We start from the raw sequence: 17,311 nt of genomic DNA, 5'->3' as shown, positions 1-17,311 counted from the left end.
GACTCGTTGCACGTCGGCGCCGCGTCGTAGGTGAGCGCCGGACGTGAGTCGACCCCGTTGACCGGGAGTCAGGTCCGTTGACCGTGATCCGGCGCCGATGCTAGAACCGTGTTGCCAGCATGTGCAACCCTCGTTGCACATGTTGCAACTTGTGCGGATGGAGGAAGACGGTGGAGCAGACCTTCGCAAGCAGCGGCACCGGGCCGGGCATCGCCCGCGGGGCGGTGGCCGCCCTGGCCGACGAGCCGCTCGACTGGCGGTTCAAAGCCGCTCCACCGCAGTCGTGGGGCCGCACCACGCGGGAGTGGCTCGCCACCGGCCCCACCCTCTCCACGCTCGGCACCCCGCTGCTCACCCTCGACGGCGCCGCCCTCGACCACAACGTCCGCACCATGGCCGACTGGTGCGCCGAGGCGGGCGTCGCGCTCGCCCCGCACGGCAAGACCACCATGGCACCCGCGCTCTGGCAGGCCCAGCTCGACGCCGGCAGCCACGGCATCACCCTCGCCAACCTGCCCCAGGTGCGGATCGCCCGGGCCTTCGGGGTGCGGCGCATCCTGCTCGCCAACACCCTGCTCGAACCGGCCGGACTGGCCTGGCTCGCCGACGAACTCGCCGCCGACCCGGACTTCGCCTTCCTCTCCTGGGTCGACTCGGCCGAGAGCGTGCGGCTGATGGACGAGGCGCTGCGCGCCGCCGGCGCCGAGCGGCCGGTCGAGGTGCTGGTCGAGCTGGGCGGCCCGGGCGGGCGGACCGGTGCCCGCGGCGTGGACGCCGCCGCCGAGGTCGCCGCCGCCGTGCTGCGCGCCCCCACCCTGCGCCTGGCGGGCGTCGGGGGGTACGAGGGCGCGCTCGCGCACGACGCCTCGGCCGAGGCACTGGCCACCGTCCGCGGCTACCTGCGGGACCTCGGCGAACTGCACGGCCGGCTGGCGGCCGCCTACCCGCAGGACACCCGGCCGGTGGTCTCGGCCGGCGGCAGCGCCTACTTCGACCTGGTGGTCGAGGAGCTGGCGAAACTGCCGGAGGCCTTCGTGGTGCTGCGCTCGGGCGCGTACATCGCCCACGACGACGGCTTCTACCGGAGCATCTCCCCGCTGGCCAGGAACCGCGGGCGGACGCCGTTCCGCGGCGCGCTGCACGGCTGGGCCCGGGTGGTCTCCCGGCCCGAGCCGCAGCTCGCGCTGCTGGACGCCGGCAAGCGCGACCTGCCCTTCGACGAGGGCCTGCCCGAGCCGCAACGGGTGCGCGGCGGAGCCGAGCTGACCGGCACGCCGGCCCGGATCACCGCGCTCAACGACCAGCACGCCTTCCTCCGCGACGCGGGCGACCTCGCGCCGATCGGCGCGGTGCTGCGGCTGGGCGTCTCCCACCCGTGCACGGCCTTCGACAAGTGGACGGCGATCCCGGTGCTGGACTCCGCGGACGAGGCCGAGCCGAGGGTCACCGGCCTGGTCAGGACGTTCTTCTGATGCCCGGCGAGAGAACGGCCCGCCCGGGCGAGGGACGCGGCAGGGGAGCGACGGTCTTCCGGGGCGCCACCGTGGTGGACGGCACCGGCGCGGACCGCTACCGGGCGGACGTCCGGATCGCGGACGGCCTGATCACCGAGATCGGCGAGGGCCTCGACGCCCCCGAGGCGGTGGACGCCGACGGGCTGGTGCTGGCCCCCGGCTTCATCGACATGCACGCCCACTCCGACCTCGCCCTGCTGCTCGAACCGGAGCACCCGGCCAAGGTCACCCAGGGCGTCACCTGCGAGGTGCTCGGCCAGGACGGCCTGTCCTACGCCCCGGCGGACGACACCACGCTGCCCGCGCTGCGCCGCCAACTCGCGGGCTGGAACGGCGATCCGGACGGATTCGACTGGGACTGGCGGGACGTCGCCGGCTACCTGGACCGGATCGACCGCACCGGCGTCGCCGTCAACGCCTGCTACCTCGTCCCGCACGGCACCCTGCGGATGCTCGCCATGGGCTGGGCCAACCGTCCGCCCACCCCCGGCGAACTCGACCGGATGCGGCAGGTGTTGGCGAAGAGTCTGCTGGACGGCTCGGTCGGCATGTCCAGCGGCCTCAGCTACACCCCCGGGATGTACGCGGACACCGCCGAGCTGGTCGAACTGTGCACCGTCGTCGCGGCCTACGGCGGCTTCCACGCGCCGCACCAACGCTCGTACGGCGCTGGGGCGTTGGAGGGCTACGCGGAGATGGTGGAGATCGCCCGGCAGAGCGGGTGCGCGCTGCACCTGACCCACGCCACGATGAACTTCGGGCTCAACCGCGGCCGGGCCGGCGAGCTGCTGGAGCTCCTCGACCGGGCGCTCGCCGACGGTGTCGACCTCACCCTGGACAGCTACCCCTACCTGCCCGGATCCACCACCCTGGCCGCGCTGCTGCCGAGTTGGGCCACCGAGGGCGGCCCGGCCGCGACGCTGGAGCGGCTCGCCGACCCGGCGCAGTGCGCGAAGATCCGGTACGAGGTGGAGGAGAAGGGCAGCGACGGCTGCCACGGGGTGGTCACCGACTGGACGACGATCCAGATCTCCGGCGTGCGCGCGGCCTCGCTCGCCGGGGCGGTCGGCCGCACCGTCGCCGAACTGGCCGACGAGGAGCAGCGGACCGGCACCGAGGTGTTCCTGGACCTGCTGCGCCGGGACGAGCTGGCCACCACGATCCTCCAGCACGTCGGGCACGAGGAGAACGTCCGGGCGATCATGCGCCACCGCGCGCACACCGTCGGCAGCGACGGGCTTCTCGTCGGTGCCCGGCCGCACCCGCGCGCCTGGGGCACCTTCCCGCGCTACCTCGGCCACTACAGCCGGGAGTTGGGCGTACTGACGCTGGAGGAGACGATCGCCCGGATGACCGGTCGCCCCGCCGCCCGGCTGGGGCTGGACCGGCGCGGCCGGATCGCCCCCGGCCACCACGCCGACCTGGTGCTCCTCGACCCCGGGAAGGTCCGGGACGCCGCCACCTTCGAGCGCCCCCGGCTGCCCGCCGAGGGCATCGAGTACGTGTACGTCAACGGCACCGCCGTCGTCCGGCAGGGTCGCACCACCGGCGCCCGGCCGGGGCGCGCCCTGCGTCGAACCGACCGAGGAACCCTGGCCATATGACCGAGCTCTCCGTCCCGACCGATCCCTCGCCGCTGCGCGAGCCGTCGAGCAAGCCGTCGAGCAAGCCGTCGAGCAAGCCGCTGAGCAAGCCGCTGAGCGAGCCGCTGAGCGATTCGCCGAGCGAGCTGCTGCGCGAACTGCTGCGTGACGCGCCGGTGATCGCGGTGGTCCGCGCGCCGCGGATCCCGGACGCCGCCGCGCTCTGCGCCGCCCTCGCCGAGGGCGGCATCGACCTGACCGAATTCACCTACACCACACCTGATGTGACGACGCATCTGCTCAGCGCGTCGAGGGCGGGCCGGCGGGTCGGCGTCGGGACGGTGCTGACCGCCGAGCAGGCCCGGCGCGGGGTCGAGGCCGGGGCGTCCTTCCTGGTCACCCCGGGCTGCCGCCCCGAGGTGGCCGAGGCGGCGGCCGCCGCCGGGGTGCCGGTGGTGCTCGGGGCGCTCACCCCGACCGAGGTGGCACACGCGGTGGACCTCGGCGCCGCCGCCGTGAAGATCTTCCCGGCCCGGTCGTTCGGCCCCGGCTACTTCAGGGACCTGCGCGGCCCGTACCCCGACGTGCCGCTGGTGGCCTCCGGCGGGGTGAACGCGGGCAACGCCGCCGAGTTCCTGGCGCACGGGGCGCTCGCGGTCTGCGCCGGGACGGACGTGGTGCCGCCGGACGTGGTCGCGGCGGGGGACTGGGCGGAGATCACCCGGCGGGCCCGGGCGTTCACGGCGGCCTGCGCGGGGGCGTCCTCGTAGGGGCCGGGCTCGGCGCGGCTCGGGGCGGCTCGGGGCGGGACCGAGCGGCGCGGGCGACGGCGGGGCGAGGCGGGCTGTCGGGACGGCCGGGATTGGACGAGAATCGGGGGCGCCCCGGCTCGGCCCCGGCCGAGCCCGTCCCGGCTCAGCCCTGCCCGGCCAGGCCCCGGGCCCCGGACCCCGGTAGGAGGAACCGCCCATGACCTCGACCCGCCCCGGCCCCGACTGGCTCGCCGACGCCGTGCTGTACCAGATCTACCCGCAGAGCTTCGCCGACTCCGACGGCGACGGCATCGGCGACTTCGCCGGCATCGCCGAGCACCTGGACCACCTCGCCTGGCTCGGCGTCGACACCGTCTGGCTCAACCCCTGCTTCGCCTCGCCGTTCCGCGACGCCGGGTACGACGTCACCGACTACCTCGCCCCCGCCCCGCGCTACGGCAGCGGCGAGGACCTGGCGGCCCTGGTCGAGGCCGCCCGCCGCAGGGGCATCCGGATCCTGCTGGACCTGGTGGCCGGGCACACCTCCGACCGCCACCCCTGGTTCCTGGCCTCCGCCGAGGACCCGTCCGACCACCGGTACATCTGGTCGGACCGCCCGGTGGACGGCTTCGTGGCCTCGCCCGGCAGCCGCCCCGGCTGGTACCGGCCGAACTTCTTCGACTTCCAGCCCGCGCTCAACTTCGGCTACGCCCGCAGCAGTTCGGAGGAGCCCTGGCGCCAGGCCGTGGACGCGGACGGCCCGCGCGCCAACCGGGCGGCGCTGCGCGCGATCATGGCGCACTGGCTCGGCCTCGGGGTGTCCGGCTTCCGGGTGGACATGGCCTACTCGCTGGTCAAGGACGACCCGGGCAAGGCCGAGACCGCCAAGCTCTGGACCGAGCTGCGCGACTGGCTGGACCGCGCCCACCCCGAGGCCGTCCTGCTCGCGGAATGGGGCGACCCGGCCGCCGCCGTCGCGGCCGGCTTCCACGCCGACTTCTTCCTGCACTTCGGCGGGGAGGACGACGGCCTGCCGCTGCGATCGCTCTGGAACAACAACGGGGGGACGGTCGAGGAGTTCTGGCACCAGGAGGCCTGCTACTTCGAGGCCGAGGGCCGGGGCACCCCGCAGTCCTTCCTGGACGCCTGGCGCTCCGCCGCCGAACTCACCGAGGGCAGCGGGCACGTGGTGCTGCCCACCGCCAACCACGACTTCTCCCGCCTGGCCACCGGCCCGCGCACCGCGGAGCAACTCGCCCCCGCCTTCGCGTTCCTGCTCACCTGGCCCACCCTCCCGGCCGTCTACTACGGCGACGAGATCGGCATGCGCTACCTGCCGGGCCTGCCCGACACCGAGGGCAGCGTGCTCGGCCCGCGGTTCAACCGGGCCGGCTCGCGCACCCCGATGCAGTGGACGCCCGGACCCACCGCCGGCTTCTCCAGCGCTCCGCCCGAGCGGCTGTACCTGCCGGTGGACCCGGACCCGCACCGCCCGGACGTGCTCTCCCAGCGCGCCGACCCGACCTCGCTGCTGCACACCGTCCGTCGGCTGATCGCGCTGCGCCGGGCGCACCCGGGGCTGGGCTCGGCCGGCGGGGTGGAGGTCCGGCACGCCGGCTACCCGCTGGTGTACACCCGGGCCGGGCGGTACCTGGTGGCGGTCAACCCGCGCCGGGAGCCGGCGTCGGTCCGGCTGTCGGGCCTCACGGGCCTCACGGGCCTGTCGGGCGCGTCGGGTCGGTCGGGTCGCCCGGGGGGCCTTCGGCCGCTGGACGTCCAGGGCGTGCGGCTCGTGGGCGGCGAGCTGCGGGCGGACGGGTTCTCGTACGGGGTGTTTGACCTGGGCTGAGCGCTGGGTGAGGGAGCCGGGCCGCGCCGGTCGGTGTGCGGGCCCGGCTTCCGATCGATGTCGGACGGTTGTAAGCTACATCCATAGTTGGTTGCATTCACCACCTGTATTGGTTGCATTTGCCACCTTCTTGCCCATCGAGAGACAGCACCGGAGGACGGTACGAACACCATGAGCACACCCCGGAACCCCGCCGCGGCGCCCACCCTGGGGCACTCGCTCAAGCACCTGGCCATCCACCTGATCACCCCGCTGCTGATGTGCCTGGGCATGGCGCTCGCCTACCAGGGCGCCTTCCACCAGCCCGAGCCGCACCACCTCAAGGTGGCGGTGGTCGGCACCACCCCGCAGGCACAGGGCCTGGCGCAGGCGATCCAGGGCAAGGCCGGGGACGCGCTCGACGTCCGCACCGTGGACGACCGGGCCGCCGCCGAGCAGCAGCTGCGCGACCGGGACCTGGTGGGCGCCTTCGTGCCGGACGCCAGGAATCCCGAGCTGATCGTGGCCAAGGGGAACTCGGACACCTCGGTGGTGGCCGCCACGGCGGTGTTCACCAACGTCACCGACCGGCAGGGCGTGCCGCTGCACGTCACCGACCTGACCACCCCGGCCGAGGGCGACCCGACCGGACAGGGCCTGTTCTTCCTGCTGGTCGCGCTGAGCATCGGCTCCTACGCCAGCGTCGCCGTGATCGGTGCCGCCGGCGCCGGGCTGAGCATGAAGGTCCGGGCGCTGGTCGGGGTGGCGGTCTCGCTGGCGGTCAGCGTGATCGGGATCGTCACCGCCGGGCCGGTCTTCCACGTGGTCGACCACGACCTCGCGGCGGTCTGGGCGCTCGGCTGGCTCTACTCGGCGGGCATCGTGCTGATCGGCATCGGCCTGCACACCTTCCTGAGGAAGTGGACCACGCTGGCCATGATGGTGCTCTTCGTGATGCTGAACTTCACCTCCTCCGGCGGCGTCTACCGGCCCGAGCTGCAGAACGCGTTCTTCGGCGCCCTGCACGGCTTCTGGACGGGCGCCGGCTTCCTGGAGGGCGCGCGCAGCGTCCTGTACTTCGACGGCGGCGCGGGCCTGGGCGGGCACGTCGTGACCCTGCTGGTCTGGCTGCTGCTCGGCGGGGCGGTCATGGTGGCCGCGGCGATGTACGAGGGCCGCGGGCGCCGTCCGGTGGAGACGCCGGAGGAGGCCGAGGAGGAGATGGAGGAGGCGGTCGCGGTCTGACCGCGCCCCTCGGAGGAGCTTCACCCGGTGCCACGGGCATCGGCACCGACGGTGGGGATCGCAGGCCCGCGCCCGGCTCTGGACAAGCCGGACGCGGGCCTCGACGCGGGCCTTGGGGCGGGCCTCGGCGCGGGCCCGCACGGGTTGCGTCGACCGCACGGCCGGCTGGGAGACCGACCGGGCGGCCCCTACCGGTAGGCGGCCTGCCCGGTGAGTGCCTGGCCGACCACCAGCGTGTGGATCTCGCTGGTGCCCTCGTACGTCAGCACCGACTCCAGGTTGTTGGCGTGCCGGATCGGCGAGTACTCCAGCGAGATGCCGTTGGCCCCGAGGACCGTCCGGCACTCGCGGGCTATCGCCAGCGCCTCCCGCACGTTGTTGAGCTTGCCGACGCTGACCTGCTCGGGCCGCAGCCGCCCGCCGTCCTTGAGCCGGCCGAGGTGGACGGCCAGCAGCGCGGAGTTGCCGAGCGCGAGCGCCATGTCGGCGAACTTGCGCTGGGTCAGCTGGAAGCCGCTGATCGGCCGGTCGAACTGGATCCGCGAGTCCGCGTACCGCAGGGCCGCCTGGAGCGAGTCCCGGCCCGCGCCGACCGCGCCGAACAGGATGCCGAACCGCGCCTCGTTCAGGCAGGCCAGCGGACCGCGCAGGCCCTTCGCCCCCGGAAGCTGCGCCTCGGCGGGCAGCCGGACGCCCTCCAGGTGCAGCTCGGAGGTGACGGAGGCGCGCAGCGACAGCTTCCGGCTGATGTCGCGGGTGGTGAAGCCGGGCGTGTCGCGCGGCACCAGGAAGCCGCGCACGCCGTCCTCGGTGTTCGCCCAGACGGTGGCGACGTCCGCGATGCCGCCGTTGGTGATCCACATCTTGGTGCCGTCGAGGACCCAGTCCGAGCCCTCGCGCACTGCGCGGGTCCGCATCCCGGCCGGGTTGCTGCCGAAGTCCGGCTCGGTGAGCCCGAAGCAGCCGATCGCGGTGCCGGCGGCGAGCCTCGGCAGCCACTCCCGCTTCTGCTCCTCCGAGCCCCACCGGTGGATCGAGTACATCGAGAGGGAACCCTGGACGGAGACGAAGCTGCGGAAGCCGGAGTCGGCGGCCTCCAGTTCGAGGCAGGCCAGGCCGTAGGAGACGGCGTTGGTGCCGGCACAGCCGTAGCCCTCCAGGTGCATCCCGAGCAGGCCCAACGCGCCGAGTTCGGGGGCGAGTTCGCGGGCGAAGTGGGCGTTGTCGAACCACTCCGGCAGGTGCGGGCGGACCCGGTCGGCGAGGAACCTGGCGACGGTGGCCTGGATCTCGCGCTCCTCGTCGGTGAGCAGGGTGGCGAAGTCGATCAGGTCGAGCGGGTCGGCGAGGGCGGTGCCGGAACCGGTGCTGTGCGGGGTGCTCATGGGCGGTCCTCGAGGTCCTTGTCGTGCCGGTGCGTGTCGTACGGGGCGTCCAGCCAGGCGGCCAGTTCGGCGGTGTGCTCGCCGAGCCGGGGCGGGGGCAGCTGGTAGCGGGGCGGGGTGCGGGAGAGGCCGATCGGGTTGGCGACCAGCTCCAGCGGCCGTCCGTCCGGGCCGGGCAGCGGTGCCCGGGGGTGCAGGCCGAGCGAGTCGGCGAGGTCGAAGGCCTCGGCCAGGTCGTTGACCGGGCCGCAGGGCACGCCGAGCGGGGTGAGCACGGCGAACCACTCGGCGGCGGTGCGGCGTTCGAGCCTGGCGGTGAGCTCGCGGGCCAGCGCGGTCACGTGCGCGACCCGGTCGGAGTTGGTGGCGAAGCGCGGGTCCTCGGCCAGTTCGGGGGCGCCCACGCCCTGGCAGAGCGCGGCGAACTGCCGGTCGTTGCCGACCGCGACGACCAGCGGGCGGTCGGCGGCGGTGAACACCTCGTACGGGGCGATGGACGGGTGGCGGTTGCCGAGGATGCCGGGCACGGCGTCGGCCAGGGTGTAGCCGGCGGACTGGTTGACCAGGCCGGAGAGCAGCGTGGAGAGCAGGTTCAGCTCCACCAGCTGGCCCCGGCCGGTGCTCTCGCGCTCGCGCAGCGCGGCCAGCACGCCGACCGCCGCGTGCAGCCCGGTCAGCACGTCCACCATGGCGACGCCGGTCTTCACCGGCTCGCCGGGGGCCGGACCGGTCACCGACATCAGGCCGCCGACCGCCTGCACCAGCAGGTCGTAGCCGGGCAGTTCGGCGCCCCGACCGGAGCCGAAGCCGGTGATCGAGCAGTAGACCAGGCGCGGGTTGAGGGCCTGGGCGCGGTCCGGGCCGAGGCCGTGGCGGGCCATCGTGCCGGGGCGGAAGTTCTCCACCAGCACGTCGGCGCGGCGGACGAGTTCGACGGCGCGGGCGTGGTCGGCCGGGTCGCGCAGGTCGAGGGTGAGGGAGCGCTTGTTGCGGTTGACGGAGAGGAAGTAGGTGGCCTCGCCCTGGGCGTGCGGCGGGCCCCACGCGCGGGTGTCGTCGCCGGTGCCGGGCTGCTCGACCTTGATCACGTCGGCGCCGAGGTCGGCCAGCAGCATGGTCAGGTACGGCGCGGCGAGGACCCGGCCGAAGTCGGCGACCAGGACGCCGTCCAGCGGGAGCCCGGTCACGCCCGGCCCCCGGTCGCTCCGGCGGTGACCGTCGCGCCGTCCGCGGCCGTGGCGTCGCCCGAGGGGGCGTCGCCACGCAGGTGCGGGCGGGCCAGCAGCAGGTAGAGGCCGCCGGCCGCGAGCACCACCACCGCCGAGAGCAGCACCAGGTAGTTGTCGTACCAGGCGGCGTCGGGGGTGCGGCCCCAGCAGATGTTGACGATCGCGGCGACGCCGTAGACCAGCGCGCCGACGTTCACCGCCAGGCCCCAGCGGCCGAGCCGGAAGTCCCCGCTCGGGCGCCAGCCGCGCAGCCGGGCCCGCAGGGCGGCCAGCACCACCATCTGGAAGGCCAGGTAGATGCCGATGCTGGAGAAGGAGATGATCTTCGTGAGGGCGCCCTCGGAGAGCGCCGAGGCACCCACGATGATCACGCCGGGCAGCGCCGCGGCGAGCAGCAGCGCGTACGGCGGCACCCGCAGCCGGTCCGAGACGGTGGCCAGCAGCCGGCTGCCCACGATCATCCGGTCCCGGGCGAAGGAGTACGCGAGCCGGCTCGCCGCCGCCTGGAGGCTCAGCACGCAGGACAGGAAGGAGATCAGCACCACGCCGATCACCACCCGGGCGCCGGCCGCGCCGAAGGCCTCGTGCAGCACCGTGGCCACCGGGTCCGTGTCGTCGCCGGAGACCACCGCCCCGATGTCCCGGATCGACATCACCAGGGCCAGGCTGACGCCGATCGCGGCCGCGCCGCCGACGTAGATGGTGCGCCGCATCGACTTGGGGATCTGTCGACCCGGGTTGGGCACCTCCTCGGCGACGTCGCCGCAGGCCTCGAAGCCGAAGAAGAGGAAGACCGCGATCAGCCCGGCGGCCAGGAAGGCGTCGGTGTAGTCGCCGTCGCCGCCCGCGCCGAAGCGGTCGAAGACCACGCCGAGGCCGTGGTAGCGGTGGGTCAGCAGCAGCCAGGCGCCGACCGCCAGGGCGCCGAGCAGTTCGGCGGCGAAGCCGAACATCGCCGCCGCCGACAGCACCCGGGTGCCGCCGAGGTTGATCACGGTGGCGAGGGCCAGCAGGCCGAGCGCGCACCAGACGGTCGTCGTGGTGCTCGGCTCGACGCCCACCAGGGCGGCCACGTAGGGGCCGGCGCCGTAGGAGACCGCCGCGATGGTGGACATCAGCGCCAGCAGGTAGACCCAGCCGGTCAGCCAGCCCCAGGTGCGGCCCCAGAGCCGGCGCGCCCACGGGTACACCCCGCCGGCCACCGGGAACTGGGCCACCACCTCGCTGAACACCAGGGCCACCAGCAGCTGGCCGAGGCCCGCGATCAGGAAGCTCCAGACCATCGGCGGCCCGGCGGTCTGCAGCGAGGAGGCGAAGAGTGTGTACACCCCGACGACGGGGGAGAGGTAGGTGAATCCGAGCGAGAAGTTCGCCCAGAGGCTCATGTCGCGCTTGAACTCGGAGGTGTAGCCGAGAGCGGCCAGCCGTTCGGCGTCCGGGTCGGGGGAGTGGAGGGTGGCACGGGCACTGGCATCGGTCATGACCTGCTCCTGGGAACGTGTCGTGATGCGTGGGGGAGCGCTACGGGGGTGCGGGGGTGCTGCTCGGGCCGAGGTTGCGGGAAAACATACGAGATTGGGTTTCTAGCGGCAAGAGTGCGCGCTCGACCGGGGGTACCCTGCGGGAAACATCCGGGCGGACGGTGAACCGGGCAGCGGCCCGGCAGCGGCCCGGTGGCGGGTCGGGCGACGAGCGTGATGACGACCGGGCGGCGGCCTGGCGGCGGCGATGGAGGAGGGGCGGGCATGACGACCATCGGCAGTGCGACCCCGCTGCTCAGCGCCGTCCTCGCGCCGCTCGCCGACCTCGGGCGCGCCGACGCGGTGGCCCGCCGGATCACCGAGGCGATCGCCCTCGGGCTGGTCGCCGACGGGGACCAGCTGCCCAGCGAGAACGACCTGGCCGACCAACTCGGCGTCGCCAACGGCACCGTGCGCGAGGCCCTCGCGCTGCTCCGCGAGGCCGGACTGATCGAGACCCGGCGCGGCCGCAACGGCGGCAGCTTCGTCCGCACCCCCGGCGAGGGCTCCCAGCACCTCCAGCTCGCCCGGCTGCGGGACCTCGCCACCGTCGACCTGCGCGACCTCGGCGACGAGGAGCTGGCCGTCTTCGGCACCGCCGCCCGGCTCGCCGCCGAACGCGCCCCGGCCGACCTCGGCCCCAGGCTCACCCGGCTGGTGCACGACCTGCGGGACGCCGTCGGGCCCGCCGAGCAGCGCCGGGCCGACGCCCGCTTCCACATCGAACTCGCCGTCGCCGCCCAGTCGGTGCGGCTCACCCAGCTCGCCGTCCGGCTGCAGGCGGAGCTCGGCCCGCTGCTCTGGCTGCCCGCCCCGTACGGGCCGGACCAGGAGCGGTTCGCCGAGCAGCACCGGGAGATCCTGGTCGCCGTGCTGGCCGGTGACGCGGCCGGCGCCCGGGCCGCCGCCGAGGCGCACGCGGTGGCCTGCGTGCACCATCTGGTCCGGCGCCACCTGGAGTTGGCGGACGACGGCTGAGCCGGGGGCCGTACCGCCGTCCCGGAACCCTCACCGCCGCCGGAGCCCCGATGACCAGCGCGTCCAGCACCACCCTGCCCGCCGCCCCCGGGCTCGCCGCCGTCCGGCGGTGCGCCCGGCAGGTCGCCGCCGCCGTCGACGCGGTACTCACCGAACTGGACGGCCTGCGGGCGGCCGCGGCCGACTGCTGGACCCGGGCGGCCGCCGCGGGGCGCCGGCCCGAGGCCGCCGAACTCGCCGCGGTGCACGGGGCGGTGAGCGAGCTGCTGGCGCGTCCCGGCTCGCGCTGGTTCGGCTGCGGGGCGGTCGTGGCGCCCGGCGCGCTCGCCGACGCCGAGCTGCACGTGGAGTGGTGGTACCGCGGCGCGCGGGGGACGGGGGAGCGGCGGCTGCGGCTCGCGCTCGACCCGGCGGACGCCGAGTTCTACGACTACCGGGCGCTGCCCTGGTTCGCCCGGCCCCGGGACGAGGGGCGGGCCGCGGTGACCGGGCCGCAGGTCGACCTGCTCTGTGCCGACCGGTACGTGCTGTGCTTCGCCCGGCCGGTGGTCGTCCCGGGCGCGGGCTTCGTCGGGGTGGCGGCCGGGGACGTCCCGCTGGCCGCGCTGGAGCGGCTGCTGGTGCCGCCGCTGCGGGCGCTGCCCGGCGAGGCCGCGCTGCTCGACGGCGAAGGGCGGGTGCTGGCGGCCACCACCCCGGCCCTGCCGGTGGGTTCGCTGGCGCGCGGGCTGCGTGCGGACCCCGGGGCCGAGCGGGCCGCGGTGCCGTCGGCGGCGGTGGACTGGACGGTGGTGCGGAGCTGAGGGGGGTGGATCGACCCTGGTGCGGGCTGATCGGTGCGGGCCGGCCGGTGCGGGCCTCTGGGGTCCGGTATGACCTTCATTTGTGAAGGTATTATTCGTTCCGCTTCCCGCGCCCGGGCGGCGTGCTGAAGCAGCAGTCCCCGCAGAGCCCGGCGCCCGGCCCGACCCGGTAGTAGAGGCAGCAGCTGTTCCGCCGGAACGCCGTGCCGCGCGGCCCGGTGCGCAGGGTGCCGACGCCGGCCAGCGGCGGACGCTCCAGCAGCTCCGCCGCCAACGCCCGAGCGGCGACGGGCGCGTGGGCGTCCAGCACCCGCAGTGTCCCGGCCAGCGCGGACGCGGCGTTGCCGAGCAGCAGCCGCGGGGAGAGCGGGGCGAAGGCCCGGACGGCCGCCGCCAACGGCTCCAACTGGCCGAGCAGAACGGCCTCGTGGAGCCGGTCGGCGAGCGTCCCGGGGGTCGGTCCGTCGGTCGGTCCGCCGATCGGTCCGCCGCCAGGCCGGGCGGGCTCCGGCGGGATCCACAGGTCGAGCGGCCCCTGGTCCGGGATCCGCACCCAGGCGTCCTCCAGCGTCGGGACCGTCCCCAGCAGCACGGCCGAGCCCAGCCCCACCGACCAGAAGCGGGCGGCCAGCCCCAGGTGGAGGATCGAGGCGGCGACCCGCGGTTCGCCGGTGCCGAGCCGCCGCGCCACCACCGGCAGCCGCGCCGCCAAGGGCGCGTCGGGCCCGGTGCCGTACAACTCGGCCAGTGGCCGGAAGCCCTCGGGCGGCCGCCCGTCCGGCGAGGTGTCCAGCGCGAAGTACGGCCCGACGGCCGCGAGTCGGGTGTGGTCGGGCGGCTGACGGTCCGGTGCGGGGTTCAACGGCCGTCCCCTGTTCGGTCGTTGAACCCCGCACCCGCCAGTGGCGGGATGGTCGGACGGTTCAGGGACAACGGGGCCTCCAGGTCTCCGGGTGTTCGCGCGGCGGTGCGCAGCCCCGCTCGTTGCCCAAGAGGCCCTGGCAGGCCCGGCCGGCCGGGTCTCAGCTGCGCACGGAGAAGTCACCACTGGTCGTGCGGATGAACGGTACCGTGCCCTGGCAGTCCGACACCGGCTGGCCGAACACGCCCCAGACCCAGCCCATCCGGTCCCCGCGCCGCCCGTTGTCCTCCATCGAGAGCGCGACCTTCTGGCCGGTCAGCTCCAGGCCCGGGAACCACGGAGCCTCGCCCTTGGTGATCACCCCGGTGGCGATCGCCTCCCGGCCGCCGACGGCCAGGCAGGTGATGTCGCCCTCGAAGTCGGCGACCAGTCGGCCGTCGGTGCGCACGTGGCGGACGTGGAAGTGGCCCGCGGTGCTGCGCGGGTCGGTGTTGGTGGCGGCGCGGGCGTCCACCGAGATCTGCACCGGGTCGCCCTCGAAGCCGTGGAACGAGGCGGTGAGGACGGTGTTGCCGGTGCCGCGCACGCTGACCGGCCCGAAGTCGGCTGCCGCGGCGGCCGGTTGTGCGGTGGGGGCCGGTGCTGCGGCGACGGCGGCCGGTGTGGCGGTGGCGACCGTCGCGGTCAGCAGGAGGAGTGAGACTGCGGCGGTGGCGAGGCGGCGGTTCATGGCGGTTCGTTCTCCTTCGGCGCGGTTGTTCCGACGGCACCGAGCATGCTCCCGCCCGGCCGCGCAGACCTCCCGCTGCGGAGGGGAGTTGACGGCGGACCGCTCCCCCCCGAGGAGGAGGTCGCCTCCCCCGGGAGAGCTGCCCGTAGGCTCGGCCGGGTGCGCACCGACTCATCCTCCGTCCGGTCCGATCCCACCTGGCCGCGGTCGGCCCGGATCCGGCGGCGGCTCGCCGCCGTCGCCGCGCTGGCCCTGCTGCCGCCCGTCGTGCTGGCGCAGGCGGACGCCCGCGGCGCGGCCGCGCTGCTCGCCCTGACGGCGCTGCTCGCCGCGGCGGTGGCGCTGCTGCCGTGGCCCACCGGGCGGGTCACCCTCGGCACGGCCGCCGGGGCGGTGGCCGGCGCCTCGCTGCTGGTCGACCTGGTCTACCCGGGGCCCTACCGGCTGCCCGCGTTCTGGATGCCCTTCGAGTGGCTCACCCTGCTCGGGCTGCTCTTCCGGGCCGTCCGCCGGCTGCCCGACCGATCCGTCTGGGCGGTCAGCGGGCTGCTCGGGCTCGCGGCCGTGCTGCTGCCGCTGCGGTTCGCCCTGCGCGTGCCGCAGGGCGGCGTGGCCGGGGCGGTGGGCGGGGTGCTGCTCTCGTTGCCACCGGTGCTCGGCGTCGCGGGCGCGGCCCTCTACCTGCGGGTCCTGGACGCCCGCCGGGAGCGGGCGGTGGCGCGGGCCCGGCGTGAGCAGCGCCTCGAAGTGGCCCGGGGGCTGCACGACTTCGTCGCCCACGAGATCACCGGCATCGTGCTGGAGGCCCAGGCCGGCCAACTCCCGGGCCAGGAGCCGGAGGAGACCACCGCACTGCTGCGCCGCCTGGAGGAGGCCGGGCTGCGGGCGCTGGACTCGATGGACGAGATGGTCGGCGCCCTGCGCGAGCCGAGCGGTCCGGACGACCGGGACGGTCCGGACGACCGGGATGGTCCGGAGGGCCGGGGTGGCCGAGCCTCCGGACGGGGGGACCTGGAGGAGCGGACCGGCGGGGCGACCACGCGCCGGCTGGGTCTGGCCGACCTCCCTGAGCTGGTCGCCCGCTTCGGCACCACGGGCGGCCTGCGCGCCACCGCCGAGCTGGCGCCCGGTACCGCCGGCCGGCTCTCCGCCGAGGCCGAGGCGACCGCGTACGCCGTCGTCCTGGAGGCCCTCACCAACATCCGCCGGCACGCCCCGCAGGCCACCGAGGTCACCGTCCGGGTGGCGCTCGGCGAGGACGGTGGCGTCGAGCTGACCGTCACCGACGGCGGCGGCCCCGCCCGCAAGCCGCTGCTGCGCCGCCGCCCCGGCGCCGGCGGCACCGGCCTGGCCGGACTCACCGCCCGCGCCGCCGCCCACGGGGGAACGCTGACCGCCGGCCCGGGCACGCCCGCGGGCTGGCGGGTCAGCTGCTCCCTGCCGGGACGCTGAGGAGCGCACGGAAGCGGGGGGGCCCCCCCCCCGGGGGGCGCGCGGTCGCGTGGGGGGGGGGGGGGCGCGGGCGGGGGGTGGGGGGTTTGGGGGGGGGCGCCCGGGCCGCGGGGGGGGGCGGGGGGCCCGTGCCCCCGGGCGGGCCCCCGGCCGCGCCCGCGGACGGGCGCCCGCCCGGCGGGGGCCCCCCCCGCTTCCGTGGACGGCGGAGGGGCACGGCGCAGGGGTGACGCGTTTCGGGCGGTCTCCGCCGGCCCGACGGGTGCCGTCAGGTACACCCTGCGCCTGTCGGCCAGGGGCCCGGCCGGCACATGATGGCCCGTACGAGGGCGGGGCCTGGTGCGAACGGCGACGGGGCCGGCCGGCCGACTGCCGTGGTGGCGTCAGCTGCCGTGCGTGTCACGGGAGTTCGGCCGACGTGGCGCCGGTGTCCGCCATCCGGTCGGCGAGCACGGTGTCGGCTTCGTTGACCGAGTGGCTGCTGTTGGCCTTCATGGTCTGCTTGATCCAGTGCGCGTAGGCGGGCGCGCTGGTGTACAGCCCGGGGCCGGTCGAGCACGGCACACCCAGGACGCCGGGGCCCGAGGTGACGCCGACGAGCTCCCACCGTCCGTTGCGGGCCTTCTGGAGCTGCGGGCCGCCGGAGTCGCCGTGGCACGCCATGGCCTTGGGCTTGGGGCTGACCGTGCACAGCCTGGTCGGGTCGGCGAAGCCGGGTGCGCATTCGGACTCGGCGCCCAGGCGGGTGTTCAGCTCCTGCAGGTGGTCGGGGAAGTCGAACTCGCCGTCGACGGTGGTGCCGAAGCCGAGGAGCCGGGTCGGGGTACCCGGGCCGCCCGCCTCCTTCGCGATCTTGATGGGTTGCTCGGAGACGGGCCGGTCGAGGCGGATCAGGGCGAGGTCGTTCTTGTTGGGGCCCTGATTGTCGCCGTTCGCATAGCCGGGGTGGACGAAGGCCCGGTCGATCTTCCGGACGGTTCCGCCGGTCTTGCGCCGGTCGCTGCCGATGCGGACGGTGCCGTCGAGTTCGATCGCGCCGGTCACGCAGTGCGCCGCCGTCAGCACCCACTGGCGGTCGATCAGCGACCCCCCGCAGTTGCCGTCGAGCAGGCCGGCCTCCGGAGCGGACATCGGGATCACCGCCATGAAGGGGTAGCGTTCGGAGGAGTCACCGCCGTTGACGATCGCCCCGGCACTTCCCGCCATGAGGGTGGTGCAGGCGACGGCGGCGAGAGTCCCGACGGTTGCGGCGCGGACGGCACGGCGACGGGACGGCTTGGGGCTGAACACGGACGGTTCCTTCCGTTCGGGGATTCGGATGTGCTCAGCCTGTACGTTCGAGATCGGCTGGACCATGGCGTCGGCAGGTGGATGCCGTGTCGGGGCAGCAGGTCGGCGAAGAGGGGGGTTGTCCCCCCTCTTCGGGCAGG

14 protein-coding genes are annotated in these 17,311 nt (G+C 75.1%); 8 read left to right on the top strand and 6 right to left on the bottom strand.

Translation table 11 applies throughout. The annotated features are described in order from the left end of the window. Positions 1 to 170: 170 nt before the first annotated feature. The 5 genes from ACIQ87_RS29855 (at position 171) to ACIQ87_RS29835 (ending at position 6,922) form a co-directional block, all read left to right on the top strand. A complete protein-coding gene (locus tag ACIQ87_RS29855) occupies positions 171 to 1,472 on the top strand; it encodes an amino acid deaminase (RefSeq protein WP_402412513.1) in 1,302 nt (433 codons plus the stop codon). Continuing rightward, positions 1,472 to 3,118, top strand: a complete 1,647-nt coding sequence (locus tag ACIQ87_RS29850; protein WP_402412510.1) for an amidohydrolase family protein — start codon at positions 1,472 to 1,474, stop codon at positions 3,116 to 3,118. Before ACIQ87_RS29855 ends, ACIQ87_RS29850 begins: the two co-directional genes overlap by 1 nt. Beyond that, positions 3,115 to 3,867, top strand: a complete 753-nt coding sequence (locus ACIQ87_RS29845) for a bifunctional 4-hydroxy-2-oxoglutarate aldolase/2-dehydro-3-deoxy-phosphogluconate aldolase (RefSeq protein ID WP_402412507.1) — start codon at positions 3,115 to 3,117, stop codon at positions 3,865 to 3,867. Before ACIQ87_RS29850 ends, ACIQ87_RS29845 begins: the two co-directional genes overlap by 4 nt. A gap of 199 nt (positions 3,868 to 4,066) precedes the next feature. After that, the gene (locus ACIQ87_RS29840; protein ID WP_402412504.1) at positions 4,067 to 5,698 is read left to right on the top strand and encodes an alpha-amylase family glycosyl hydrolase; all 1,632 of its coding nucleotides are present in this window, start codon (positions 4,067 to 4,069) and stop codon (positions 5,696 to 5,698) included. A 171-nt stretch (positions 5,699 to 5,869) separates the two neighbouring features. Continuing rightward, positions 5,870 to 6,922 (top strand): hypothetical protein, encoded by a 1,053-nt coding sequence (locus ACIQ87_RS29835; RefSeq protein WP_402412501.1) that lies wholly within the window; start codon positions 5,870 to 5,872, stop codon positions 6,920 to 6,922. Between the two features lie 188 nt (positions 6,923 to 7,110). Here ACIQ87_RS29835 and ACIQ87_RS29830 read toward each other — a convergent pair whose 3' ends face one another. The 3 genes from ACIQ87_RS29830 to ACIQ87_RS29820 form a co-directional block, all read right to left on the bottom strand. Further along, positions 7,111 to 8,307, bottom strand: coding sequence for an acyl-CoA dehydrogenase family protein (locus tag ACIQ87_RS29830; protein WP_402412498.1), 1,197 nt, complete (start codon positions 8,305 to 8,307; stop codon positions 7,111 to 7,113). After that, the gene (locus tag ACIQ87_RS29825) at positions 8,304 to 9,422 is read right to left on the bottom strand and encodes a CaiB/BaiF CoA transferase family protein (protein WP_402412616.1); all 1,119 of its coding nucleotides are present in this window, start codon (positions 9,420 to 9,422) and stop codon (positions 8,304 to 8,306) included. Before ACIQ87_RS29825 ends, ACIQ87_RS29830 begins: the two co-directional genes overlap by 4 nt. A 68-nt stretch (positions 9,423 to 9,490) precedes the next feature. Next, the gene (locus ACIQ87_RS29820; RefSeq protein ID WP_402412495.1) at positions 9,491 to 11,017 is read right to left on the bottom strand and encodes an APC family permease; all 1,527 of its coding nucleotides are present in this window, start codon (positions 11,015 to 11,017) and stop codon (positions 9,491 to 9,493) included. 264 nt (positions 11,018 to 11,281) lie between these two features. On the opposite strand from ACIQ87_RS29820, the gene ACIQ87_RS29815 reads away from it, so the two are divergent. After that, on the top strand, positions 11,282 to 12,034 hold the full coding sequence (locus ACIQ87_RS29815; protein WP_402412492.1) for a FadR/GntR family transcriptional regulator: 753 nt from the start codon (positions 11,282 to 11,284) through the stop codon (positions 12,032 to 12,034). A 50-nt stretch (positions 12,035 to 12,084) separates the two neighbouring features. Continuing rightward, positions 12,085 to 12,837 (top strand): cache domain-containing protein, encoded by a 753-nt coding sequence (locus ACIQ87_RS29810; RefSeq protein WP_402412489.1) that lies wholly within the window; start codon positions 12,085 to 12,087, stop codon positions 12,835 to 12,837. Between the two features lie 91 nt (positions 12,838 to 12,928). On the opposite strand, the gene ACIQ87_RS29805 is transcribed toward ACIQ87_RS29810, so the two are convergent. Beyond that, positions 12,929 to 13,699, bottom strand: coding sequence for a (2Fe-2S)-binding protein (locus tag ACIQ87_RS29805; protein ID WP_402412486.1), 771 nt, complete (start codon positions 13,697 to 13,699; stop codon positions 12,929 to 12,931). Between the two features lie 160 nt (positions 13,700 to 13,859). Next, positions 13,860 to 14,429, bottom strand: coding sequence for a hypothetical protein (locus ACIQ87_RS29800; protein WP_402412482.1), 570 nt, complete (start codon positions 14,427 to 14,429; stop codon positions 13,860 to 13,862). A gap of 159 nt (positions 14,430 to 14,588) precedes the next feature. Here ACIQ87_RS29800 and ACIQ87_RS29795 point away from each other — a divergent pair, with 159 nt between their 5' ends. Then, on the top strand, positions 14,589 to 15,881 hold the full coding sequence (locus tag ACIQ87_RS29795) for a sensor histidine kinase (protein WP_402412479.1): 1,293 nt from the start codon (positions 14,589 to 14,591) through the stop codon (positions 15,879 to 15,881). A gap of 399 nt (positions 15,882 to 16,280) precedes the next feature. Here ACIQ87_RS29795 and ACIQ87_RS29790 read toward each other — a convergent pair whose 3' ends face one another. Continuing rightward, a complete protein-coding gene (locus ACIQ87_RS29790) occupies positions 16,281 to 17,171 on the bottom strand; it encodes a S1 family peptidase (RefSeq protein WP_402412476.1) in 891 nt (296 codons plus the stop codon). Positions 17,172 to 17,311 lie beyond the last annotated feature (140 nt).

Origin of the sequence: Kitasatospora sp. NPDC096204 (assembly GCF_044763205.1) — a bacterium.
Taxonomy (GTDB): domain Bacteria; phylum Actinomycetota; class Actinomycetes; order Streptomycetales; family Streptomycetaceae; genus Kitasatospora.
This window is presented reverse-complemented; position numbering and strand designations above follow the sequence as displayed.

Excerpts from the sequence above, each read along its gene's own strand:
- ACIQ87_RS29820 (WP_402412495.1), bottom strand. The coding sequence starts at position 11,017 with ATGACCGATGCCAGTGCCCGTGCCACCCTCCACTCCCCCGACCCGGAC.
- ACIQ87_RS29830 (WP_402412498.1), bottom strand. The coding sequence starts at position 8,307 with ATGAGCACCCCGCACAGCACCGGTTCCGGCACCGCCCTCGCCGACCCG.
- ACIQ87_RS29840 (WP_402412504.1), top strand. The coding sequence starts at position 4,067 with ATGACCTCGACCCGCCCCGGCCCCGACTGGCTCGCCGACGCCGTGCTG.
- ACIQ87_RS29835 (WP_402412501.1), top strand. The coding sequence starts at position 5,870 with ATGAGCACACCCCGGAACCCCGCCGCGGCGCCCACCCTGGGGCACTCG.
- ACIQ87_RS29850 (WP_402412510.1), top strand. The coding sequence starts at position 1,472 with ATGCCCGGCGAGAGAACGGCCCGCCCGGGCGAGGGACGCGGCAGGGGA.
- ACIQ87_RS29825 (WP_402412616.1), bottom strand. The coding sequence starts at position 9,422 with ATGCTGCTGGCCGACCTCGGCGCCGACGTGATCAAGGTCGAGCAGCCC.
- ACIQ87_RS29800 (WP_402412482.1), bottom strand. The coding sequence starts at position 14,429 with ATGAACCGCCGCCTCGCCACCGCCGCAGTCTCACTCCTCCTGCTGACC.
- ACIQ87_RS29845 (WP_402412507.1), top strand. The coding sequence starts at position 3,115 with ATGACCGAGCTCTCCGTCCCGACCGATCCCTCGCCGCTGCGCGAGCCG.
- ACIQ87_RS29810 (WP_402412489.1), top strand. The coding sequence starts at position 12,085 with ATGACCAGCGCGTCCAGCACCACCCTGCCCGCCGCCCCCGGGCTCGCC.
- ACIQ87_RS29815 (WP_402412492.1), top strand. The coding sequence starts at position 11,282 with ATGACGACCATCGGCAGTGCGACCCCGCTGCTCAGCGCCGTCCTCGCG.